The organism is Endozoicomonas sp. ALE010 (assembly GCF_049310165.1).
Classification (GTDB): domain Bacteria; phylum Pseudomonadota; class Gammaproteobacteria; order Pseudomonadales; family Endozoicomonadaceae; genus Endozoicomonas.
Genome location: NZ_JBLYNV010000052.1, coordinates 16,922 through 40,240, shown reverse-complemented (window position 1 = coordinate 40,240; position 23,319 = coordinate 16,922). Strand labels below are relative to the sequence as shown.

Sequence of the window (23,319 nt, the reverse complement as noted above, 5' to 3'; positions counted from 1 at the left end):
GACCGGGATGGCTCTCTCTATAAAAACCTGAGCACAGAAACCAATGCCGGTGTTCAGGTTGGCAGGGTCGATTACAGCGGCGGGCTGGCGACACTGGCCAGCTACCCATCTGGCACCGTCAATACGGCCACCATTCAGGCAGCGGCCACCATCGGGGTCGGCTTTGGCATAAATGCGGTGGCTTTCCGTACTCCCGGTGCTCCTGTTCGACAGGGCAGCTTGCAGCTAACGGCAGTGCGGGTGGATACCGGGGATGTCATTACTGCGACAGCTGACTTTAATGGCGACTTCAAAACTTCAGAGGTGGCAGGAAACATTGACGTTACGATTGGCTGGTGCGAGATTGAGTTTACTGATGGAAACTCTCCTGAAAAGAAGCCAATCTACGTCATCCCGCAAAGCGTTCGTTACAACTGCGTGGTGGAAACCAGCCTGCCGCTCGATGCTGAACTGATCGGCCTTGACCCGGTGCGTTTGCCTCCCGATGGCAAGGTTCCCATCTATCGAGCCGGGGATATTGTGGTTATAAGTCATTCGGCAACCACCGATATTGGTACACCAACGGCAGGCCAAGTGGTAAACCTTACCCGAGATCATCAGGCAGACATTACCATTATTGATGCTAATGGTAAGTATTTGTCTCCTGACCAGTATACCAGTGACCGGGAGGCAGGAACCGTGACCTTTGCCGAGCCGTTGAGCCTGATTGATGCTGACAGTAGCCCGCTATCGGCACCCTATAGCATCAAGGATCGGGTGGAGCACATGAGCGTATTGAGCGATGTGAAGATCAACGGTGACCTGTCCATTATCTCCCCGGTGCCATGGGATTTGCCCGCAGGCGAAACCTCGGTCAGCAGTGCGGTGGTCTATGGCGATCTTCAGGCCAGAGTGAAAAACTTTTTCAGCCAGAAGGTATGGGATAGCGGCGATCCAAAGTGGACGGATGACCGGGTTAGAGACCAGACAACTGCCCAATACAACACCATCAACTACCCGGTAGAAGCGACCAACAAGGGGGCTATTTATGGCAAGTGGGCGATTATTTTTACCAGCAAGCTACAGATCCGGGGGGATGCTGACTGATGGCAGTGAAAAACTTTAAGCAAAAGGCTGGAACTCTCTTCTTGTCAGGAAGCGATTCTCTTTGTCTGAAGACAAAAATTATTTTGAAGTATTTTTAAATAATGTATTAATCAGAACTAAAGTGTAGGCACTGCAAAGTTCAAGGCAAAGCCATTCAGTCGACCACTAGCCCATGGGCCGGTTAATCCTACTATTATCCCAAATCAATAATTTATGGCTTATGTAATTACAGCTCCGGTTGATTTCGCTTTCGGTCTTGATGCATATAAGCCGGGTGCTGACTTTGGCTTTTATCCGATAGCAAGATATGCCTTTGTTCCGCCACCTTCAGTTATCCGGTTTTATCAGGGTAACTGGAAAAAAGCCGTTGGCCGACAGCAGCAAAGAGCGGCGGTTTATTCCACCGGCCTATCAGCTCTTCCCGGTCACAAAGTAGTCGGCAGGCAAGGTCTGTAGAAGCCTCACCTTTTGGGCTGTTTTGGGGGGCAGTGGCTAAAAAGGAAGTTCAGGTCAGTTTTAGTCATAGCGACAGCCTGGAAAAATAGGCGACAGCTGACGAGCGTTGGCAGCAGGCTGTTAACATAGATGGTCATAAGTCACAGCGATGGGATCATTCCATTCAGGCAAAGGATGAGAAAGATCGTATTCTCTGGAACCGAACTTTAGTAAGAGACAGCAACCAGATCAGCAGTTTCCGGCGAGTGGATGAGTTCAGTCCTGCTCATCAGATAGAGAAGCTTGGCTACCTGATACCGAGCCTCCTTAACTTCCGCTTTGCTGGCATTCCCTATCCGCCCGAAACCACACCTGCTGTTTATTTCCGAATGGGACGATCAGTTGATGCCAAGGTTATTCAGCCAAGGGATAGCAAGCGGCGCTTTGCCTTCCAGAAAAACAGAGCCGAGGATCAGCCGGTTATCCTGCCGTGGGGCTTCGGCCAGAAAGCCAAGGATGAGAGCGTTACCGGCAACTATGGCGGCGAGACAGACCCGGTTATTGTGGAAAAGCCGGAGCCGGAACAGCCAGAGATCAGGGAGAGTTATCTGCTAATGAACATAATTACCACTGTCGTTTTGCCTGCCCGGACACCGATAGAATTACCCTCAATGGAAATTAGCCTGGATATTGATAGCTTCTCATGGAGCTTTACCGGCTTGATCATTATTGATTGGCAAGGGTTTTGGAGAATCTGTCAACTACATAAATATCCTGCAGCAGTTCAAGGCATTGATACTTGGAGGAGTGGAAGTTTTGGCTGGCATCACCGCCAATAACGGTAATGGCACCAGTCAGGCAGATCCTCAGGATGGTTCGATTATTACCGTGAAAGGGGAGTCAGTGGGAGTTAGTCTAAAGGCTTTTGTTCAGGGAGGGAAATAAAAGGAGCTGCGCCAAATTTGGCGCAGTACGAAGCGAAAGTGTAAGACGATCAGATCAAGAATCAAGACCCGACCCCGGTTCGCGACCCGGGTTTTCGGGATGGTTCGGTGATTAGTAGTTAAGGTGGAGTTTGTGAACGTTGGTGTGAAGGCGTTTATTCAGGATGGAGAGATAATGGGGACTGCGCCAGACTTGGCGCAGCAGGTAGTAGAGATTTGATAGAGCACTACAGCATAGAAGGGTGTTGACTATCCCTGATTCTTCATGGATCAACCGGAATTTTGCCCAGAGAGTCCTTCAGCATAGCCTGAACTTTGGGCCGACCACCTTTAGACATGGTGAATCCCAACCCTTGTCGATAAGACTCTGGCAGATAGTAACGATGGGGTTCAGTAATTTTTTTATCTTCATAGACAATTCCATACTCGATCAATTTCTCAAGCTGTTCCATGCTGGCGTCAATAGCTTTCGCCGAAAATGGAATTGTTTTCTTATCAGGCTCAATATTAGCCAATTTTTTAATCCAATCACCTAAAACCGCCAGTTCCTTTTTCGCTTCCTCAACTTTTTCCAAACTGCATTCATTCATAGCATTGCGCATAGCCTGAGGCATTAAAACGCGATCCGTCAATTGGCTTACGCTGCTTGAATCACGAGTTTTTTTACTGGCATATTTTAAAAAGCGGACAACGTCCCTTGCCTGTAAACGTCCCTTCAGATCACACAACGCTGCATAAACCCAGCGCACAGAGTAAGCCTCCCGGGATGAAGGGCTACCTAGTTTCAAACCCCACAATACATGGAGTTTTACCGATATTTCACGGGTTGTCAGATTGGCAACGGGGTCTTGTGCAAACGTTAAACCAGCCTGCCCGCAAGTCCAGTAAACCAGTCGTAGAAACGCATCCGCATCCCATTGCAGTTGGTAAGGTTCATAACGTTCGACAAATTGGCCAAGATTCTGTGCCGTGACCGCTTCCACATAATCTTCACGAATAAAGATGACAATACCGATAGCGCAATTGCGTATTTCACGTAACCGGTTGGGCAGTTCAAGCAGATTTTTTACAGCCAGTGCTTCTTGTTCAGAGTCTCCGACCTCCGGGAATAGATCTTCGATACCATCAATAACGACAATGGTCTGGAGTTCCTGTTTTTTCATCTCATCGTTCAAGGCTTCAAAATCAGTGATCTGACCTCCCAGGTTATGAAGGTCGATAATATTTTTTTCCCAAAATGCCAGCCAGTCTGTTGTCGGGTTTCGCAAGGCAGCATCTTTAATGCGTATGAACTTGCTCTGTTTAAATGAGTCTTGTGCACCTGCTTTTTTGTAGAAAGAAAGTCGAGCTTGACTTATTGCATCTTCAGCATCATCGACCGTATTTTTTGAATGAGTAAAGGGCAGAATAAACGTGCTTGTTAACCGAGAGGACTGATTTCGATCAACATTGATTTCTGCTTCTTCCAGAAATTTCTTCCAGTTTCCACGCCGACATAGCTGAATGTAGTTAAATGTTTTACCGGAACCTTTGGCACCAATCGAAACAATCTGCGGCAAGCTGCTGGCGTGTCGCTGTGCAAGGTTGCGCAGAGGTGTCGTTAACAGCAATTTATCCGTTTTACCCTGCTCGGCATAAACCAGCTGGGCGCTTAATTCGTAAAGTTTGTTTGCCGGACTATCTTCTCCCCCACAAGCGTAGGCATCAGTTTTTTGAGTTGGTTTCTGGTTCTCAGAATTAAAGAAGTCTCTGGCCCAGTTAAGCCCTTCATTGAGCAAAGGGCTGGCATTTTCTATGACCGAAAGTGCACTGTCCAGTGTTCCCAGATTTAAGAGTTGAGAGCTGAACTCACCTTCAATAATCTCAAGGCCGTCGATGGCATTAGTGTTATCTTCAGCGTATTTATCAGGCATATAAGCGGCGTTCAACCGCTCAAGACCAACTTTGTATTGATCCGTTTTTTTGAACTCTTTATTGATAAAGGTTGTGATGACGCGAGGGTCTAAGGTCTTTTCACCAAACTGTTTTTGCCACTCTTGATTATTCGCCAGGGAAGTCAGGCGATTCAAAATAAATTCCGTACCCATAATCGCTTGCTCAGCCAACGTAGTCACCACGAAACGTTCAACTCTTGGGTCAAACAGCAGCGGGCTGGAAAGTTCACTGAGTCCGGCTCTCAGGTCAATCAGGATGATATCTGCCTGGAGTTGATTACCCAGCTTTTGCAGCATATCGGTACAACGCCAGGGCTGTTCATAAGATCGGGCCAGGTGTTCTGGTCGTACAGAAATGTTCATTAGTTGAGCCATGCCCGATTCACTGGTGCTCGAAAACGCAGGAAGCAAGCAGTACTCAAACCCGGCTTCGCTTTTCGTGTAGCGATCAAGCTCTTTAGCGAAGGAGGCTACCATTTCTGACTCATCAACCGCCGGATAGTGGCTGGCTTCCAAAAATTGAATCCATGAAACATCCGGCTTATCGCTGTCCTTGAACAAATACGTCAGCCCCGGTGCCTCAAGATCAGCATCGACAAGCAATACTTTTAATCTCTTATGCTTGCTTTCACGGTGGAAATTCACCTGAAGCGCCTTGAACCATGTCAACAAGGAAGTGGTACGGCCCACGCCGCCTTTAAAGGAGTGAAAGGCTGCGACTTTGCACTGACCCTCGAAAGGTTCAGGGGTTTTGGGAAGTACTTGTGTTGCGGCCTCATAACCAAGATCTTTCCAAAGCGGTCTTGGATGACGTTCGCCCGGTTCTTCACACTGCGTGATGATTTCAACATCCATCGAGCTTTGTGGACCATAAGCCAGCTCTATCTTATGTTCATCAGCCTGCCAGCTATTGCCAAATACGTTTTTTATAAAATCAAGGGCAATGGTTTGATTATCACCGACAAGGTCTATTTCAATCGCTTCACTGTAAGCGCGGATATCCGCGATACCCTCTGGGAAATAGGTAAAATTCTGAGTATTGGATGCCAGCAGTCGTTCGGCATCCAGCCAGCTATAGAGATTCATTAACGCTGCACCTTTATCCAGTTACAGATATTTTCAAGGGTTTTAATAATACGAGTATGATCTTCCGTTTTTTCAACATCAGCGCCATATCTCCAAACCTGGTTTAATTTACTTTGGAAGGTATCGCGCGGGGCACCGGATTTTCAATTTTCGACATAATAAACAAGACTTCTACCGGCCATGACATAACAGGCCAGAGACATCAATACCCCCAATCCTCATACCTTACCGGCAAACTGTTCAACTCATCCCGATAACCGCGCCAGTTCGGCATATACTGTTCCATCAACGATTTAAACCGCTTGTTATGAGAAGGTTCCAGCAAATGCACCATCTCATGCAACACAATATATTCCAGACACGATGCCGGTTTTTTCGCCAATTCCAGATTCACCCAAATCCGGCCCGCAGCAGGGTTACAGGTACCCCATTTGGTTTTCATCTGCTTAACCCCAAACTCGGCAACCTTCACACCCATCAGTTTTTCGTAGTGTTCAATAATCGGCGGCAGCCGCTCCTTCAGCTTTGCCCGGTACCATTCCCGCAAAATCGCCAGTCGCTTATCCGGGTCTGTGCCGGGGCGCACAGACAGCGTGATCGTATGGTGGCCTAAATCCACCTCCGGCGGCGAATCGCGCTCGACAATCTCTAATAAATAACGTTGCCCGTTAAAATAATGGCTTTCACCACCCACCATATCCCGTGGCGTTTCCCGCACCTGGGCTTGCAGTTTCTGCTGCTGCTTTCTGATCCAGGGCAGTTTGGTGATGATATAGGCCCGCAAGGTCTCCTGATCGATATGCAGCGGGGCAGAAACCCGAACCTGACCTTCCGGTGGCAAAACGCTCAGGTGAACATTTTTGATATTCTTTTGCACCACTTCAATATCAATACCTCCTAACGTCATTTCGGGCATTCAGGCTCCTGATAAATACTCGTGCTGATTAGAGATAAGATTGAACACACGAAACGTTTCATCCTCATCTTGCAGAATCTCATAGAGCGCATTGAGTATATAGCTCTCCTTGGCCTCATTCCCACGCCAGTCATCCATCAGATTGGCTCTAACGGCGGCATCGACCTGTAACACCAACGCCTCATCTTCACCCAGGTTATTGTAGAGCATACGCTTCGCCGGAGTATCCAACGCCGCAGGCATATCATCCTTTTGCCCGGTCACGACTTTGTTCGCCAGCTCGGCAATTTCCTGCAGATACTTTTCGTATTCAATGGCATTCTGCTTGCGCTGGCGAATCAGCTCATCAAGCAGTGTAGACATCTTGTCAAAATAGGCCGGGTCATTCAGCTGGCTCTCGATAATGCGGCTGCGCACGTTATTCTCAATAGCTTCCGACACCGCCCGCTGATTGCCTTTCATCCGTCCCAGTTCTGTCCGGATCGCCTCGGCCATACCACTTCGCACAATCACGTCAATCAGCGGCGTATCCTTGAACGGGGAAATCTCCACCGAATCATCCGCCTGAATATAAGTATCAATCAGGTGACGCATATCCGCTTCATAGGCTTTAAGGTCAATCACCTCATTGCTGGAACGGCGAATCAGCTCCCGCAGCTTCACATAAAAATCCAGCCGCTCTTTAATATGCTCAATCCGCTCAGCGGTATAACCCGCAGCCACCAGTTCATCGGCAATATTGGCATAAGCCCGGATCAGCGCCACCGTCGATTTATAGAGCGCAGCCCGCAAAGGTTCTTTTGCCTTGAGGTCTGCCGCCATCTCGCTATTACCACAGAAGTAATGGATAAACTCCAGATCCCCCCTGGGCGGCGGCACCGGCTCACACAGCATCTCGATGGCTTCCAGGGCATTGTCCAGCCGCTCCCGACCTTCTTCCAGCCGCTGCTTGAGCAGAATCTCACAATCCTCTTCCTTAAAGTCGTCGTAATCCAGCTCACTGGTATAAACGGCAACCGCCTTGCCCACCTTATTAAACAGGTCTTTGTAGTCAATGATATAGCCGTTGATCTTATCTTCCGTATCCAGTCGGTTCACCCGGCAGATCGCCTGAAACAGCCCGTGATCCTGCATGGATTTATCAATATAAAGATACGTACAGCTGGGCGCATCAAAACCGGTCAGCAGCTTATCCACCACAATCAGCAGCTTCATATTGGCCGGTTCTTTGGTGAACAGTGCCTTTACCCTGGATTCGTAGGTTTCAGTCCTGGTCTTGCCCGCATCCGGTTTTACATCTTTCAGCAGCTGCTCATACACCCGGAAGACAAACTCTTTATCCGTCTCGGTATTATTGCCGGTGCCTTCTGTGGCTATATCTTTGGTTTGTGGGTTATAGGAGGTAACTACCGCACACTTACCCTTCAGCTCCGTCTCCTGAAAGATCTGATAATACCTGCACGCCTCATAAATGCTGGAAGCCACCAGAATGGCATTACCCGACTGTGAGCTGAGCCGTTGTTTGGTATTGAAATCCAGAATGATATCGCTGACCACCACATTCATCCGGGAGCGGGCACTCAACACCTTTTGCATAGTGCCCCACATTTTTTTCAGTTCGGATTTCTGGTAGTCATTCAACGGCTTGGTTTTGGCGTCAAACCACTCATCCACCTTGCCCTGGGATTTCAGTCGCTGGTCAATATCCCGAGCCTCATAGACCAAATCCAGCACCACACCATCTTCCACGGCCTCGTTGAACTTATAGGTGTGAATGTATTTGCCAAACACCTCAAGGCTGGTGGCTTTATCCTTTTTCAGCAACGGCGTGCCGGTAAAACCAATAAACAGCGCACCGGGTAGAATCGCCTTCATCAGCCGGTGCAAACTGCCACTCTGGGTGCGATGGCACTCATCCACAAACACGTAGATATCGCCCACGGCGTGACGCTCTTGCTTGCCCAATGCTTTGATATAGGCATCCAGGTCATCCACCTCCCGGCGGCCGAACTTATGCACCAGCGAGCAGATCAGCCGGGGTTTGGCCTGGCCAAGCTGGGCCATCAAATCACGGCCGCTGCTGGTGGTGGAGATGGTTTCACCGGCATCGGTAAACACCCGCTCAATCTGGTCGTTCAGTTCCACCCGGTCGGTAATCACCAGCACCCGGGCACCGGGCTTGTTCTCCAGAATCCACTTGGCCAGCAACACCATGGTGATACTTTTGCCACTGCCCTGGGTGTGCCAGATAATCCCGCCTTCCCGCCGTCGGATATGTTCCTGTGCCGCTTTCACCCCAAAGTATTGATGCACCCGTGGCAGTTTTTTGATGCCGCCATCAAACAGCACAAAGTCGTACAGCAGCTCAATAAACCGCCGTTTCTCGCACAGTTTGCCCAGGTATTTATCCAACTTGTAACCGCTGTTGTCCGCCTCGTCCTCTTTCCAGGTGAGGAAGAACTTTTCCGGCGTCAGGATGGTGCCGTATTGCAAACCCTCCGAATCGTTTCCGGCAAAGACAAACTGGACGGTATTGAAAAAGGAGCGGATAAAATCGTCCCGCTGATTGGTATTGCTCTGTCGTATGGCTTTGCCCACGGATTCACGGCTGTTTTTCAGCTCCAGCACCGCCACGGCGATACCGTTGACGTAGAGCACCACATCCGGGCGTTTTTCCCGTTCACCAAAGACGGTGACCTCTTCGGCAATGGCAAAGTCGTTTTCTTCGGGATTGTGCCAGTCAATCACCTGGACGGTTTCGGTAAGATTGCCTGCATCCGTTTTCACCTTGACGCCGAAACGGAGCAGCTCATAAAAAGCTTTATTGCTTTGATATAGGCTTTTGCTCTGTTCGCTGGCGGCGGCTTGCAGTTGCGTTACTGCCCGGCTGATGGCTTCGTTGCTGTAGCCTTTGCCCGCCAGAAAGCCTGTTAACCGGGTTTCTTCCACATTGCTGTTATTGGGGCGGTCTTCCCAGTCGCCCAGATAGTGATAGCCCAGTTGATTCTGAAACAGGGTTTTCACCACCCGGTTTTGGGTGGCCCGTTCGGGTTTGGTCACAGTACCGGAGCCAGCCATGGCGTTCTCCTTGAAAATAGGGGGAAGTACCGGCAGGGTGTGGATAGTGTGCTGCCGGTGGTTGAAGGGGGTAAGGGTTGGTTAAACGAGGCGGACGGTGCCGGTGAGCAGGTTTTGCATCATGCCTTGTTTGAGTTTTTGGTGTTTAGATAACCTGCTTGCAAGATTTAATAGATCTGCATCCATATTTACTAGAGCCTGTGCAATATTCTTTTGAGCACCACCTTCTTCTGGCATTGCAATACTCAGTTTTCTGAGTACCTCCATGCCAACAGAGGATCGCGTTGAACCACTCATAGTTTTCGAAAACTGCGATACTACATAATTAGATCTTAACGCTTGATAAAGGAATTCAGAATCTACGTTAACGGCTTCAATCACCCCTAATGTTGGAGAAATAGCAAAAGGTAAAGTTGACTGTAAACGAATAACTTTTCCTATTGATGCCACTCTGCCAAGACCTATCAAATTTTTTGTTAGATCATATCTTTCTGAATGCTCAGAATGAACTAGGGAGCTAACAATCCTAGGGTTCTTGCTAATAATATTACCATGTTCATCAAAATCACCAATTCCGAGAAATGGAATGCCGTGCTTGGCTTCGGGTGGTGCTCGATGGCTTGGATGAGGGTCTATTACATTGGCAATAGATGAAAGCTGCCTTTTTACCCACCCTTGTTTTAATTTTCTGTTCTCTTCATAAGGATTAAGCAATGTCTGCATAGCCCCTTGCTTAATTTGCTGCTTTTTGATGATCTGCTGCTCCAGCGACTGGATTAGGGCATCCATATCGCTTATAGCTTCAACAATTACGTCCTGTTCATGTCTTGGAGGCTTAAAAAAAACAAAATTTTTGACTAAGCCTGTGTCTAAAACACCAGCGCTGTTACCCGCAGAACTAACTAACTTAAGTAGAGAGTTCTCCATTGCCAATAAGTATATGGTTAGATATTTTGGATTGACTGATCGATCAGGAATAAGAGCTTTTACATCTTGATTAAAGCTGACAGGGGCAACAACCAAACCTGCTCGTATGCAAGAGTGTAAAGCGCTTCCACGTACTAATAGAAGTGTTGCATTTATGGGTGCCATTTTACTACCAGCTTCTACTCCTTGTTCTGTTAGAAACTGATCGGATGTTGAGATTTCTAAAGACTTTAAGGTTGATCCGCTTATCCAAGGTATAGAACCTTCCCAGTACTCAGCATTACCCCTATTAGGGGTACCACCAGAAACCCACTTAGTAACATCTCCAATGGTAGAGACCTCCCAGTCAGTAGGAACTATTTTGGTCACAGTGTGTTTATGCTCTGACTTCAGTTCCATACAAACCCCATCTTCACCAGATGTTTACCCACCGCCTGTTCCAGCCTCACCACCCGCTGGTTAAATTGCGGCAACGAGGTTTCATAGCGATCCGCCAGCTCTTTAATCCGCTGGGTCAGCCGCTGGCTGATGCGATCCATCTCGGTATGCACATCCCGGTCAATGGTCATTAGCCATTTGTCGTCCACCACCAGCTGTTTGATCTCGTCTTCTGTCAGCGCCGGGTAGTGCTCATACAGGGCTTTATCCAGTTCCAGCTCTTCATGTTTGATCGCCCTTTTTTCTGTGGCGATATCGTCCAGCAATTCCAGATAGCGGTTCAGCACCACAATCTCTTTCAGATTGTCCCGGTCTTCGTTGTTGGGACGTATCGTTCGGTCAATCAGCGTCAGGGCATCCGACCAGAGCAACCGACAGGTTTTGCGCCATTCTTTGATAGTGGCTTCGGTGGTCAGGAACTCATTGAGAGTATCTGTTTCTTCCCGGTCGTCTGTGCGCTTAAGGCGATCCTTCACCACTTTGGCCGTGATGGTACCTTTGCTGTTTTTCAGGACATCCAGAAAGCTGTCGTTTTTCAGCTCAGTGAAATCCTCAATGGTGGCTTCCAGCCGCTTTTGCAGAACGGAATATTCCTGATATGTAACGGCATCCAGCGCGGCCCACGCCAACTCCTGATATTCCATCAGTGCCGCAGCAGCTTCGGCTTTACTGCCAACGTCGTTCAATGCCCCATCTTCGCCGCTGTGCTCTTCCTGCAAGGTTTCCAGTTGGCTTTCCAGCTGCTCTTTATTGGCAATCAGCTGATCAATGGCAGCTTGCTCTTCAGCAAAGTAACGGTTAATCACCAGGTATTTGGGAATCAGGTCGCAGGTCCAGCCTTTAATCACCTCTTTGCCTTTTTTAACCTCGACGATCTGATAGGTTTTCGCTGCCCACCCATCGGCAGAGATCAGATAGCAGTCGTCCTGCATGGTATCCGCCCAATAGTTCATCAGGTGCTGGTAAACATCGTACTTGTCCAGCAGCGGTTTGCCGGTGTAGGCGCTCAGCAGTGATTCGCTGATCTCCTCAATCATCGCCTTCGGTTTGCAACCGTCATCCTGTTGTTTCAGGTAGGTTTGGGTGGCGGTTTTCCAGCCACTGAATACTTGGTTCATCGCTTTGATATAAGCGACAAATTCCGCATGTTCGTAGATGGTTGGCCTCAGCGTGTCGGTACTGACCTGGAGGGAGTAGTAATCCGCCGAGCGGGCAGCGGTAGCAAACAGCGTGGTTTTAAGGGTCGGGAATACCTGCCAGTAGTGGTGCAGGGCATCAATATCCACCTTGGGAATATCACCGTGGAGATGGGCATCGATGTCCTGAATATCTTCCGCCACGGAGCTATCAATGTATCGGGGGATATTGAGGTTGAATTCGTTTTTGCGGATTTCATCGTAGCTCACCATACGGCTGTAACCGTCTATGGCGATCTGCTTGTTGAACACATCGACAATTTTATGGATATCCATCTCCCGCAGACGGTTCTTATTGCCATCTTTGATAAAGCCTTTACCGGCATCCACCATAAAGATGCCTTTGCGCGCCGCCGCGCCTTCTTTATCAATGACAATCACACAGGCCGGAATGCCGGTGCCATAAAACAGGTTGGCAGGCAGCCCGATAATGCCTTTGATATAACCCCGTTCCACCAGGGACTGACGAATCGTCGCCTCGGCATTACCCCGGAACAACACACCATGAGGCAGAATACAGGCACCTTTACCATGGCTTTTCAGGCTGCGGATAATATGCAGCAGGTAAGCGTAATCGCCGTTCTTGGCCGGTGGCACGCCGTAGCTCTGGAAACGGTAGTGCGGGTCCTCTTCCGCATCCACACCACTGCCCCAGCGTTTATCGCTGAACGGCGGATTGGCCACCACGAAGTCAAAGGTTTTCAGGCTGTCACCCTCGGTAAACAGCGGGTTGGCCAGGGTGTTGCCCTGGCGAATTTGTGCGGTGGGGTTGTTGTGCAGAATCATGTTCATCCGCGCCAGGCCGCTGGTGGTGGCATCTTTCTCCTGGCCGTAGAGGGAAACGTGTTCACCGGCTTCGTCCGCCACTTTCAGGAGTAATGAGCCGGAACCACAGGTCGGGTCGTACACGGAATAGCCACGGCTATCGATTTTCTCAATATCGATCACTTTGGCGAGTATGCGGCTCACTTCCGCCGGCGTATAAAACTGCCCTTTGCTCTTGCCACTTTCAGAGGCGAAGTGACGCATCAGGTATTCATAGGCATCGCCAAGAATATCGTCGCCATCGGCCCGGTTCTTACTGAAGTCCAGGTCTTTGCTTTCAAAAATAGCGATCAGGTTGGTGAGTTTTTCCACCATCTCTTTGCCGCTGCCGAGTTTGTCCGGATCGTTAAAGTCCGGCATCCCGGTGAGTTTGTTGGCATCACGCAAGGGAATGATGATTTTCTTATTGATGTCGTCGCCTATGGTGGGCTTGCCTTTCAGGGCAACCATATCCGCAAAGGTGGCACCTGTCGGGATTTTCACCGGCGGGCTGAACTGGCCGACAAATTTATCGCTGATGTATTTCACAAAGAGCATCACCAGCACATAGTCTTTGTACTGGCTGGCATCCATCCCGCCCCGCAGCTCGTCGCAGCTGGCCCAGAGAGATGAGTACAGTTCAGATTTTTTAATCGCCATAGGGAGCTTTACAGAAGATGATATGAATCGACGCTACCGCCCGTGGATTTTACCGCCGTCTTTTATTGACTTTGGGAAGCATGGGACCAGATAGCTCAGAGGTGGAGTTTTGGGTAATCAGTCATTGTACGCAGGTAAGGTGTTTGGTGGTAGTCGTGCATTTGCGAAGGGAAAGGGAAAAGCTGTCCACTTTGGGTATGAACAGGTTCTGAGCTAATTTCGCAACCAACGGATTATTTAAACAAGAAAGGGCAACTCTTCAACAGGTAGCTCCACCTTCATTGTCCGGGCTTGTCCAGGTACCCGACTAATCAGGCCAAGCTGGTGCAGTTTCACCACCATTTGATGCACGGTGGGTGGGGTAACCTGAAAATACCGCTGCAAATCCTTTTCTGCTGGTGGCATGCCGTTGATCTTCGTGTAGTAGTAAATAAACGACAGGTAGTGGCCTTGCAGTGGCGTATAGGGTGGTTTCTTTGAACTCATAGTTAGTGTTTGAATTTCACAACATGGTGAATGGTTGCGTTTGAGAAACAAGTGACTGCACCCGATTCATTTTCTTACTGATATGGGCTAACAGCAGGGCAGCAAGAATCGCTGCTTCCCTTTCGCCGTATTCAGTATCGCTATCCACCAGATCCACTATGGCTTTATAGGTGCGCAGTTTGACCGGTTCGTCACTCTGGCTGAACATGGCGGCGTGGGTGGCGTGCATAATCGCTTTTTCAAATTCTATGCCCAGAATTTTGGTGTAGTTCCTGGCGTGTTTCTCGCATTCCTTGCCTTTCATGGTGCTGATGGCCTGGGCCAGTTTGAGGTCAGGCAGTTTGAGCAGGTCGCGGGTTTTCATGGTTTGAAAGCACTTCTTATGCAGTGGTTGAGGTGGGAGTTTATTCGATGGTTGTGGGAAAACCAAGCTGTACCAAAAAGATACAAAAAAACGGCACCATTTTCCCGTATAACATTCACCACAAATTGCAGCAAAGGTACGGTTTGGTACCGTTTTTGAGGCTCAGGTTACAATCAAATTGTAACCTAAAAAATTTTCAATCAGTCTTACTCATTGATTTCATTGTCAAAATTGTCCGAATGAAATTCGTACCACATATCATGAGTCAGTAGTTGTATATTATGTAACTTATTGATTCTTGTCGTCTTTAAATATCCCTTTTATAACGATTAAGTATCATTTAGTATCATATAAAGACGTTATTTGTAACCTAAATTGCAACCTGAAAATAATAATTTGATACATAGGGATATTGTTGTATGACTATTTCCTGCCAAAAAAGGAAGCGGAAAAGCGGTAATGTTTATCGTTATGTGGTGACTGTTCGCAAGAAACACTTTTCCGCTACGGAGAGCCTGACTTTCCCAGATAAAGCATCAGGCAGAGCCTGGGCAAAAGCCGTTGAAGAAGAAATGCAGGAACAGTCGTTAAATGCCGAGCAGGACAGCCTTCGATATGAGTCTGCTAAATCCAGGTCAGGCGATATTACTTTGAATCAGTATCTGGAAGCGTATTGCCGGAAAATGGAATCGCCTCCGAAAAAGAGCCGAATCAGTTATCGGGATATGCAGGCCATCAAATTCTGGCAAAAATGCTGGTTAACTGAGAAACGCTCAAAAGAAATTACTGGAGATATGTTGATTGATCTTCTGGATGAGCGATTAGAAAAAGTAACGCCTGCCACCAACCATCTTTATGTATCTGTGTTGCGTCGTGCTTTGGATTTTCAAAAACGGGTTGGCCTGTATTTCAGACGGTTTATTACCGATGATCTGATGAAAGAGCTTTGGAAGCTGAAGCTGGTGGGCAAGTCGAAAGAAGACGATACGCGCCCAACAGAGCATCAGCTGTATCTGCTTTATAAAGAGTTTCTGGAGGGGTACAACAACCCAAGGGCAAAAGTACCTTACCACCATCTGATGTTATTCAGCATATACAGTGCATTTAGGGAAGGGGAGATTTGCAATATTCGCTACAGCGACCTGGATGTGGAAAACGGCGAGGTCATTATCCGGGACAGGAAAGACCCCAAGAAGAAATACGGCAATCACCAGAAAGTGCCATTGTGCCCGGTCTGTCTAGAGATCATTGCCATGCAGCCCAGGATTAAAGGTGAAGACCGGATTTTTCCTTACAAGGCGCAGTCGATATCAACCAAATTTTCAGAGCGAACCAAGGCGCTGGGATTCCCGGAGTTGCGGTTTCACTCTTTCCGCCATGAGGGCATTTCCCGCTTCTTTGAACAGAAAATGAGTATTCCGGAGGTGGCCATTCGTAGTGGTCATAAGACCTGGGATAACCTGCGCCGTTATACCCACCTGATCCATCGGAATCCACCGGATTACTGGGCTGTTTGTAAGGCAATGGAAGAGAATTATTGGGCCAGAAATGAGTGTCTGAATTCTCGCTGGCAGCAGGGAATTGTAAAAGGGGCTGAGCACAGCGCAGATATTATTGTGCTGTATCGCTAATAGCCCTATCGTTATGGACAATAATACTCCTCCCGCTTTTCGCAAGATCAGCGCACCGGTTACTCATACGTTTTAAATGGCCAATCTTGCGACAAAGCAAGCGTTAATGCCGGGTTCAGCCTATACCAGCCTGAGTTCCAATCGTTTTCCCATCACTTCGGCCGCGTGGGACAATGTTCTGAGATTCAGACTTGTATTGTCTGGATCAAGCAGCCGATCCAGTTGTGAGCGACTGGTTCCAAGCAGTTTGGCAAAAGCGGATTTGTTCACACCTTCTTTCTTCAGGTACTCATCAATCTGCCAGGCAATAACCCGTTTCATGGCTTCAGCCTGACATTCGGCCAATAGGCCATCTTCTGCCAGGAAGTCATCAAAGTTGCTTCCGATGTGAGGATTGCTCATTGTTGCCTCCTTTTATTTTCTCAATACGTCGTTGCGCCGTAACTTCGCCAACTCAAGATCACTGGCCGGGGTCTTTTGGCTTTTCTTAATGAAGGCGTGCAGTAACACCATTTCACCGTCAGCGACAGTAAACAGTACACGGGCAATTCTGCCGCCTGTCAGGTCACTGCGCACTTCCCAAAGCCCCTTATCCAGCTTTCGAACTACCGGCATGCCAATAGGCCAGCCGATTTCAACAGTCTTGATATCTTGCCCCACAGTCCGGCGATCTTCGCGGGTTAGAGCCTTTAGCCAGTCAAGCACTGGTTCATGGCCCGATTGTGTGGCGTAGAATCGAACAGAAATCACTTTCATTGGTTTGTACCATTTTAGGTACATTCTAGCTGAAAAAAACTTCAGGTCAAATTTATATAGGAAGGATCATAAATATAGCCGGGTTTTGCCGGTAAGATGATCTACCGGCAGTAATGTTGCATGTCATGAACCTGTTCCCACCTTTCGCTTTCATTCCTGAGACATCTGGCCAATGGTCACATTTGTGCTAATCTGGTGTAATATTGCACCACAATGGATAGGCAGGAGATGACCCATGGCCAGGCAAAGTATTACCCTCACCTCACCCAATGACCAATGGTTGCAGGCTCAGGTTGAGAGCGACGAGTATGGCAGTAAAAGTGAAGTGGTGAATGACTTGATTCGTCAGGCCAGGCGGCGTCAGGAGGCGACAGAATCGCTTCGGAGTGCGCTTATTGCCGGTGAAAACAGCGGGATCAGCAACGATACAGTAGATGATATCCGGGATCGTGTATTAGCCCGGAGAGTCAAGCATGACTAGGTACCATCTATCGGTGGAGGCCGGACAGGATATTGAGCGAATATTTGAGTTTGGTCTTGATTGCTTCGGGTATGAGCAAGCCAGTCGTTATCTGGATGGCCTGGAAACGCATCTGAACTCACTCGCGCGTCACCCAAATCATTATCCTGCTATCCGTCATATTCGTGAAGGTTATCGGCGTAGTGTGTATGGAGTGCATGCTGTCTATTACTCTGAGCTTGACGATGGGGTTTTGATTGTTCGTATTTTGGGAAGGCAGGATTTTGTCGAAGCTTTGAATGTATAGAGCTTGGCAGCTAAAGAGAGCAAGGGCTGGTTTTGTTCAAGGATTGAGCGATGCCGGGAAAATAATATTGAGGTGGTTGTGATTCCAGAGCGGGAAAAGTAATGCCGGTATTACTGACCGGCAACACCCTTAAATAACACCTTGGACCTTTTCCCACGTCTTCCGGTATCGCTCATGCCGGGCGTCAATATAAACTGCCAGGTCTGAAATTTTCACCATCCACGGCGATTTCTGGCTGTTCATGGTACGCACCACCGGAACCGGCAGCTTTTGAGAGGCTGCAGCCAGCTTCGCCCGTTTTTCACACATGCCAAAGAACTCCTGGCAAACGTCTTCCAGTGGCACGTAGGGCTTTTCATACTTGGCGAAGAGCATCAGTTCGGTATTCATGGTTTTCTCCTGTTTAAAAATTGATATCCGTATCAAAAACGTCCATCCCGGCAGGCACGGTTCTGAGTCGGCTTTGGTCTTTCTTCAGGGTTATGGTTCCAGGCACTGGGCGTATCGGGTTTTATGGTGAAGTCGAAGCTTTTTATGCGATGCCATCGGCCCTCTTGAAGTACCTCGATACGACAGGGCTCTTTCATATCATTCTGTATAGTCAAGTGCTGATAAGCATCCACCGTGAGTTCTGGGACTGGTGCATGTTCCAGTCGTTTTACCCACCACATGACCGCTTTCTGCCGGGCATAACCGCCATGCTGAAAGCAGACCCACTCCCGAATGGTGTCAAAGCCACAGCGATAGGTGACCTGCAGGGAAGGGGGCTTGCCAAACTTTTCATGGATGCTGTAGAAAACTTTATCCACCTCCAGCCATTCTGGTTTGACCTGGTTGGCCAACAGTGCGGCGGTGGAAGCTTCTGCTTCATGCTTCTCCCGTTCCGGAAATTCATAGTTGCAGGCAGGGCAAACCCGCAGGCCTGCAAGGATTAGCTCAAAACATTCCGGGCATTCCTTAACCGGCGGCTCTCCGTTGCCTTTGCCTGCTTTTATATGGTCAACGGTGATTCGGTCGATGGGACCATGCCGTTCGACATTGCCGCCATAATCCAGAACCAGACAGTCAGTCTTGCCAGTGTCTGAGCTGATCCGCAGACCTCGGCCTAATATCTGCACGTAAAGTCCGGGTGATTTGGTGGCGCGGAGTAGGGCAATCATATCGGTTAAAGGTGCGTCAAAGCCGGTGGTCAGGACGCCTTGACTGGTGAGGGCTTTTATCTTGCCTGCTTTATAGTCCGCCAGTATCTGGGCCCGGTCATCTTTTGGGGTTTCTCCAGTGATACATTCGGCCTTGATGCCTTCAGCTGTCAGAAGTTCCTTAACCTGTTCAGCATGGACGACAGTGACGCAGAAGATAAGCCATGCCTTACGCTCCTTACCATACTGGATTATTTCAGCCACGGCCTTTTCGGTGACATCGTTCTTGTTGACTGCGGCTTCCATATCGCTGGTGAGGTAATCACCTTGCCGGGTTCTGACTCCATCAAGGTTAATCTTGTCTTTCCCAGCCTTGGAGCGCAGGGGAGATAGAAGTCCATCGTCAATTAGTCGCTGGATGTCTGTCTCATAGACAATTTCATCAAAGAGCGGCTTCTTGCCTTCTGTGAGCAAGCCCTGTTTCATCCGGTAAGGGGTGGCGGTGAAGCCGACTATTTTCAGTGTAGGGTTGATCTCTCGCAGGCCTGCAATCAGGCGGGAGTACATCGTCTCTGAGCTTTCACTATTGAGCAGGTGACATTCATCAATAATGAGCAAGTCAAAATGGTCCAACTGTTCTGCTCGTTTATGAATACTCTGGATACTGGCAAACAGTATCTGAGCGTTAGTGTTGCGGGAGTTCATAGCTGCAGAATAAATGCCCGTTGGTGCTTCTGGCCATTGGGCGACAATTTTTTCATGGTTCTGCTCAATGATCTCTTTCACATGGGAGAGAATCAGGAAGCGCTGGTCTGGCCAGTGCTGTAAAACCCCATGGATAAAGTCAGCGATGATCACTGACTTGCCGCCGCCGGTACTGACGCAGACCAAGGGGTTACCCTGAGAAGCACTGAAATATTGATAGATCGCATCAATGGCCTCCTGCTGGTACCAGCGGAGTTCAAAAGCCATTGTCGAAGCCCTTCATCTGGTTGATGATCTTATTGGCCACTCGTTCTGTTGCTTTACGGTCGACGGATGTTGGTTTTCTGTCGTCAGCTTCCCTGGCCATCAGCATTTTGTCCGCAATGGTGTAAGCAAAATTCACCGCCGGTTCAATGGCGCTGCCACGGTTACAGGTAAACTCAGCCATCAGGGCGGCAATGGCGAACAAGTCCCGGAGTTGGATGGTTTGGTTCTGAAACTGTTCTAACTGTTTTTCCAGGTCGTTGATGGTTTCATCGCAAGCGGCTTGAGCATATTGCTCAAACGGTGCTGTATCTTCGATCAGGTAGTGGGTAACCCGGGGGTAGAAATTACCTTGCTGATAATCCGTGATACAGAGTCCACTTTCTGAATTGAGGCCGATCAGGTCAATTTGATCTGCCGCAGGCGGTGTGCTGGCTGGTATGAAGCGATAGCGTTTTGAATGATCCATAGCTCATTTTCCTTCTCATTGATTATTTTCAATCGTTCCATCGAACTGGGTTTTCAGTCCTGCCAGCTTTTCATCCGTCAGCAGGCGCTTGTCTTCTACTGCCTGAATTTCCTGAGAGGAGAGCTGGCCTTTATCTGTGCCAGTTATGAATTCCTCGCCCGTTGATTTCAGGCGATAACGTATCCAAAACTCATCGCTATCAATGGGCTCAGCAAATTGCTCTAAGAGGTAAGGGTTATAGAGGTGGAGTTCACAACCTGACATCTGAACCGATTCCGGGATTTCCATATCATGACGGGCGCAGTGCCACTGGCCATCTTCAACGGGTGTGCTGTGCAGGCAGGTACGACAATTAACCGCAGGGGCTTTTTGTCCGTGGCAGATGGCCTGATGGTCGCAAAATTTGCAGAGGTACCAGCTGGGGTCTTCACTGATTTTGCTCAGAGGACGGTCGCTGGCAATAATGCATTCCGCTTTCTCAATGGCTGCTTTGCCAATAACAGGATCAAGCCGAACCCGCTCACCATACAGCTCATCCGTATTTTTGTTCACGGCGATATAGAAGGCTCGGGTCAGCTGAGGGTTTGCCAGGTACATATACACCTGCATCTGTATAAAGTGTTCTGGCTTGGCTTCCTCTACACCTTTTTTAACCAGGTTATTGAAGGACTTTTCATTGTGGGTTTTCATCTCAATCAGGTGCCAGGTCCTGGGGGCTTCAATAAAGCCCTGGCCCACACCATCAAATGAACCACCAAAATGCCCGTTGCAGGCCGAGATTCTGAACTGTTTACCAGTGGCTGGATCGGTTTCAAAGACTTTGATGCCCACATTACGCAGATCAGCAACAAACCGTTCTTCTGCCAGATGACCCGTTTGGAACAGTCGCAGCAGTTGGCCTCCATGCTTCACATCAGTACACCAGCGAAAGGTATACCAGAGCGCCCGGTCACAGGGGCGACCAATAATTGAACCGCCCAGATGCGCCCGGAATGCACCACCCTGGTTGTCCTCATAATGCCGGATAATCGCTTTGATGGTCGTTTTGTTGGGTTCGGGGATTTTCACAATGCTTCACCTTCCCTGGCTCTGAGCCTATTTCTGCTTTTTGTTTAACCGTCGGGCCATTCGCTGGGCTTTGCGTTTTCGCTTTCTCTCTGTTTTGGAAGGTCGTCGTTTGGTAAATCTTGCTCTATCGAGCTTCCGGGCGGAGGTGCCCGTAGAATTAAAAAACATAAATTTCATTCCCTGAATGAAGGGGGCAAAGCCCCCTTGGTACTAATGACGAGTTACTTCTGCCCCCAGGGCGGTGCTGCGTACTGAGTCGCCGGATGGGGTAGTTGTTGGGCAGGTGCCGGATTGTGGGCAGGTGTCTGCTGCTGAGGTGCAGGTGCGCTCTGCATGGTTTGACCACCGGCACTGATCCACTTCTTGACTTCATTCTTTGGACCAAAGCCCGGGTCTTGTTTCAACACAACAGCGATTCGGATCACCTGCTGTAACAGCTGTTCGGTGTCGTTAATCCGGGGCTGGCCAACCGCATGGGCAATACGGCTGATCTCTTTCCTGCCAATCTCCTCCGCTTTTGGGCTGCTGTTGACGATATTGTGCTGAGACCAGAGCTTGCGGCCTTCAAACTGGCCTTCCATTACGTGTAGGTGAGCTTCACCATCTGGCCACCGGACTTGGTATTATCCAGGGAGGCCTCAGTGATCATGGTCAGGTATTCACCGGGCGGCAGGGGCTCAAACTCATCCGTTGGATCGTAGTCGTCTGCATTAAAACCTAACTGTGCCATTTCAATCTCCTTATTCAGTGGCTTGAGGTCATAGCGTCGCTGAAAGCCTGTCAGTCCAGGGGGAGTTCTGCTGGCAGTCCATAGCGATTCTTGGCGATAAAGCCAGGTTTGGCTTCGGTATAGAGGTAACGCTGGCCGGTGCTGATACCCCGGGTTTTGGTTTTATTGAAACCGGCTTCTTCTTTTTCGATGACGGTCTTGTAATCAGCGAACAAGATGCAGTCCACGGTTTCCTGCACCAGTTCAGAAGCCCGTTTGTGCAGCTTGATCTGGTACCGGTCATAACTGTCGGTGGTCGGGCTCTCAAACCGTTTGATCTCGGAATGGGCGATCAGAATAAAGGCCATACCTTTTCGTTACGCAGGGCTTCCAGTCCATCCAGCAGTTGGCGCCAGAGATTCAGCGCCTCCAGAAAGCCTCGTCCATAACCAAAGTCTTCAATGGCCTGGTACCGTTCGCCCTTTGAGCCAACATACGTATCGCACAGGTGCTGCCAGATCATCGGTTCCAGATGGTCCAGACTGTCGATCACCAGCGTCTGATAGTGATGGTCGGATGAGTAAAGAACCGTGATGGCATCCAGAACATCCTGGAATGACTGCATCATGGGGAAGGCGTCGACTTCCAGTTTGCCCAAACCATCTTCGGTACAGATAAAGATCGGGTTCGGTGCACCGGCGGCCAGGGTGGTTTTACCAAGCCCTGGGCCACCATGAACCACAATCCGGGGAGCCTTGATGCCGGTAGAGCGGCTGATGGATTCCAGTGAAATAGCCATTACTGAACCTCCAGCCGTTCAAACTTGACGCTGACTTTCTTTGGTTTGGTAGTAATGGCCTGGGAGACCAGCTGGTAGTGGGCGGGATTCAGTTGTTGCAGGCTTTTCAATTGCCGGGTGTTAACTTCCAGTTTGCTACGGATCACCGATTGGGCGATATCCGCAGGCAGTTGTTGTCGAACGGCCGCCCATTTTTCTGAATCCACGACACGGCTCATTCCGGCGACGGTGGTCACCTTGTAGTAATCGCCTTTGACCGAAAAACTGCCTTCTTCTTTAGTGCCAACCAGCTTGCAGAGCTGCTGCTCAATAGCCATGCGCTGCTCTCTGGCCTGGTTTTCTGCCTGTTTGGCAACTTCCAGTTCATGAGCCAGTTGGTCCAGTGGGAGGGGCGAGGCAGTGGAGGGGTTTTCTTTCATAGAGTGTCATCCTTTTTGTTATTGGCTTTCTTCAGGGCGAACGAACCCGGCAGGCATCAGTGGCCTGTTTTTCAGTGTCAGGGTGAGTTCGTCTGTTGAATCGATGGCGTACATCCGTTCAGCCATCTGCTATCAAATATGTTCCTTAACTGATCTGTATGTCAATACCAAAAAGATACATCTTATAAAAATAATGAAAATGCGAAATAAGATCAGTGAGTTGGGAAAGGTATTTTTTG

Annotated in this window: 25 protein-coding genes; 7 read left to right on the top strand and 18 right to left on the bottom strand. The window is 49.0% G+C overall.

All coding sequences use genetic code 11. The annotated features are described in order from the left end of the window. The 4 genes from ACO6UY_RS18485 to ACO6UY_RS18470 form a co-directional block, all read left to right on the top strand. Positions 1-1,086, top strand: a 1,086-nt coding sequence (locus tag ACO6UY_RS18485; RefSeq protein WP_422490850.1) for a hypothetical protein, incomplete at its 5' end; no start/stop codon positions are given. A 213-nt stretch (positions 1,087-1,299) separates the two neighbouring features. Next, a complete protein-coding gene (locus tag ACO6UY_RS18480) occupies positions 1,300-1,542 on the top strand; it encodes a hypothetical protein (protein ID WP_422445541.1) in 243 nt (80 codons plus the stop codon). Positions 1,543-1,787: 245 nt separating this feature from the next. After that, positions 1,788-2,360 (top strand): hypothetical protein, encoded by a 573-nt coding sequence (locus ACO6UY_RS18475; protein ID WP_422445539.1) that lies wholly within the window; start codon positions 1,788-1,790, stop codon positions 2,358-2,360. Next, a complete protein-coding gene (locus ACO6UY_RS18470; RefSeq protein WP_422445537.1) occupies positions 2,338-2,466 on the top strand; it encodes a hypothetical protein in 129 nt (42 codons plus the stop codon). Before ACO6UY_RS18475 ends, ACO6UY_RS18470 begins: the two co-directional genes overlap by 23 nt. A gap of 262 nt (positions 2,467-2,728) precedes the next feature. Here the strand turns inward: ACO6UY_RS18470 and ACO6UY_RS18465 are convergent, their stop codons facing one another. From ACO6UY_RS18465 to ACO6UY_RS18435, 7 genes are all read right to left on the bottom strand, one after another. Continuing rightward, positions 2,729-5,485 carry a KGGVGR-motif variant AAA ATPase gene (locus ACO6UY_RS18465; RefSeq protein ID WP_422490848.1) on the bottom strand — a complete coding sequence of 919 codons (2,757 nt, stop codon included), beginning with the start codon at positions 5,483-5,485 and terminating at the stop codon, positions 2,729-2,731. Between the two features lie 202 nt (positions 5,486-5,687). Beyond that, the gene (locus ACO6UY_RS18460; RefSeq protein ID WP_422490847.1) at positions 5,688-6,401 is read right to left on the bottom strand and encodes a M48 family metallopeptidase; all 714 of its coding nucleotides are present in this window, start codon (positions 6,399-6,401) and stop codon (positions 5,688-5,690) included. Beyond that, a complete protein-coding gene (locus ACO6UY_RS18455; protein WP_422490845.1) occupies positions 6,402-9,479 on the bottom strand; it encodes a type I restriction endonuclease subunit R in 3,078 nt (1,025 codons plus the stop codon). It abuts the gene before it with no gap. 81 nt (positions 9,480-9,560) lie between these two features. Next, positions 9,561-10,805 (bottom strand): restriction endonuclease subunit S, encoded by a 1,245-nt coding sequence (locus tag ACO6UY_RS18450; RefSeq protein ID WP_422490844.1) that lies wholly within the window; start codon positions 10,803-10,805, stop codon positions 9,561-9,563. Continuing rightward, positions 10,796-13,504, bottom strand: a complete 2,709-nt coding sequence (locus ACO6UY_RS18445; protein ID WP_422490842.1) for a type I restriction-modification system subunit M — start codon at positions 13,502-13,504, stop codon at positions 10,796-10,798. The genes ACO6UY_RS18450 and ACO6UY_RS18445 overlap by 10 nt, the downstream gene beginning before the upstream one ends. 237 nt (positions 13,505-13,741) lie before the next feature. Next, entirely contained in the window at positions 13,742-13,990 is a 249-nt protein-coding gene (locus ACO6UY_RS18440) for a LexA family protein (RefSeq protein ID WP_422445523.1), read from the bottom strand. 16 nt (positions 13,991-14,006) lie between these two features. Further along, positions 14,007-14,354, bottom strand: coding sequence for a hypothetical protein (locus ACO6UY_RS18435; protein ID WP_422445521.1), 348 nt, complete (start codon positions 14,352-14,354; stop codon positions 14,007-14,009). A 419-nt stretch (positions 14,355-14,773) separates the two neighbouring features. On the opposite strand from ACO6UY_RS18435, the gene ACO6UY_RS18430 reads away from it, so the two are divergent. Beyond that, complete coding sequence (locus tag ACO6UY_RS18430; protein WP_422463472.1) at positions 14,774-15,985, top strand: tyrosine-type recombinase/integrase; 1,212 nt, start codon at positions 14,774-14,776, stop codon at positions 15,983-15,985. Between the two features lie 120 nt (positions 15,986-16,105). On the opposite strand, the gene ACO6UY_RS18425 is transcribed toward ACO6UY_RS18430, so the two are convergent. Together ACO6UY_RS18425 and ACO6UY_RS18420 are read right to left on the bottom strand one after the other, a co-directional pair. Next, a complete protein-coding gene (locus ACO6UY_RS18425) occupies positions 16,106-16,387 on the bottom strand; it encodes a Fis family transcriptional regulator (RefSeq protein WP_422445515.1) in 282 nt (93 codons plus the stop codon). Positions 16,388-16,399: 12 nt separating this feature from the next. Continuing rightward, on the bottom strand, positions 16,400-16,741 hold the full coding sequence (locus ACO6UY_RS18420) for a type II toxin-antitoxin system RelE/ParE family toxin (protein WP_422445513.1): 342 nt from the start codon (positions 16,739-16,741) through the stop codon (positions 16,400-16,402). Positions 16,742-16,976: 235 nt separating this feature from the next. Here ACO6UY_RS18420 and ACO6UY_RS18415 point away from each other — a divergent pair, with 235 nt between their 5' ends. After that, positions 16,977-17,222 carry a type II toxin-antitoxin system ParD family antitoxin gene (locus ACO6UY_RS18415; RefSeq protein WP_422445511.1) on the top strand — a complete coding sequence of 82 codons (246 nt, stop codon included), beginning with the start codon at positions 16,977-16,979 and terminating at the stop codon, positions 17,220-17,222. Continuing rightward, the gene (locus ACO6UY_RS18410; protein WP_422445509.1) at positions 17,215-17,508 is read left to right on the top strand and encodes a type II toxin-antitoxin system RelE/ParE family toxin; all 294 of its coding nucleotides are present in this window, start codon (positions 17,215-17,217) and stop codon (positions 17,506-17,508) included. Before ACO6UY_RS18415 ends, ACO6UY_RS18410 begins: the two co-directional genes overlap by 8 nt. Positions 17,509-17,637: 129 nt before the next feature. Here ACO6UY_RS18410 and ACO6UY_RS18405 read toward each other — a convergent pair whose 3' ends face one another. The 9 genes from ACO6UY_RS18405 to ACO6UY_RS18365 form a co-directional block, all read right to left on the bottom strand. After that, complete coding sequence (locus tag ACO6UY_RS18405; RefSeq protein WP_422445507.1) at positions 17,638-17,898, bottom strand: pyocin activator PrtN family protein; 261 nt, start codon at positions 17,896-17,898, stop codon at positions 17,638-17,640. Positions 17,899-17,930: 32 nt separating this feature from the next. Next, positions 17,931-19,619: a DEAD/DEAH box helicase gene (locus tag ACO6UY_RS18400; RefSeq protein ID WP_422490840.1), complete on the bottom strand. Its 1,689-nt coding sequence runs from the start codon at positions 19,617-19,619 to the stop codon at positions 17,931-17,933. Next, positions 19,609-20,085 carry a hypothetical protein gene (locus ACO6UY_RS18395; RefSeq protein WP_422445503.1) on the bottom strand — a complete coding sequence of 159 codons (477 nt, stop codon included), beginning with the start codon at positions 20,083-20,085 and terminating at the stop codon, positions 19,609-19,611. The genes ACO6UY_RS18400 and ACO6UY_RS18395 overlap by 11 nt, the downstream gene beginning before the upstream one ends. Positions 20,086-20,100: 15 nt before the next feature. Beyond that, a complete protein-coding gene (locus ACO6UY_RS18390) occupies positions 20,101-21,153 on the bottom strand; it encodes a hypothetical protein (RefSeq protein WP_422490839.1) in 1,053 nt (350 codons plus the stop codon). Between the two features lie 221 nt (positions 21,154-21,374). Continuing rightward, the gene (locus ACO6UY_RS18385) at positions 21,375-21,734 is read right to left on the bottom strand and encodes a hypothetical protein (RefSeq protein ID WP_422490838.1); all 360 of its coding nucleotides are present in this window, start codon (positions 21,732-21,734) and stop codon (positions 21,375-21,377) included. Then, the gene (locus ACO6UY_RS18380; protein WP_422490836.1) at positions 21,734-21,883 is read right to left on the bottom strand and encodes a DUF669 domain-containing protein; all 150 of its coding nucleotides are present in this window, start codon (positions 21,881-21,883) and stop codon (positions 21,734-21,736) included. Before ACO6UY_RS18380 ends, ACO6UY_RS18385 begins: the two co-directional genes overlap by 1 nt. A gap of 50 nt (positions 21,884-21,933) precedes the next feature. Beyond that, entirely contained in the window at positions 21,934-22,230 is a 297-nt protein-coding gene (locus tag ACO6UY_RS18375) for an AAA family ATPase (protein WP_422466848.1), read from the bottom strand. Beyond that, positions 22,215-22,661, bottom strand: coding sequence for an ATP-binding protein (locus ACO6UY_RS18370; RefSeq protein ID WP_422445495.1), 447 nt, complete (start codon positions 22,659-22,661; stop codon positions 22,215-22,217). Before ACO6UY_RS18370 ends, ACO6UY_RS18375 begins: the two co-directional genes overlap by 16 nt. Continuing rightward, positions 22,661-23,080: a DUF7173 family protein gene (locus tag ACO6UY_RS18365; RefSeq protein WP_422466846.1), complete on the bottom strand. Its 420-nt coding sequence runs from the start codon at positions 23,078-23,080 to the stop codon at positions 22,661-22,663. The genes ACO6UY_RS18370 and ACO6UY_RS18365 overlap by 1 nt, the downstream gene beginning before the upstream one ends. Positions 23,081-23,319 lie beyond the last annotated feature (239 nt).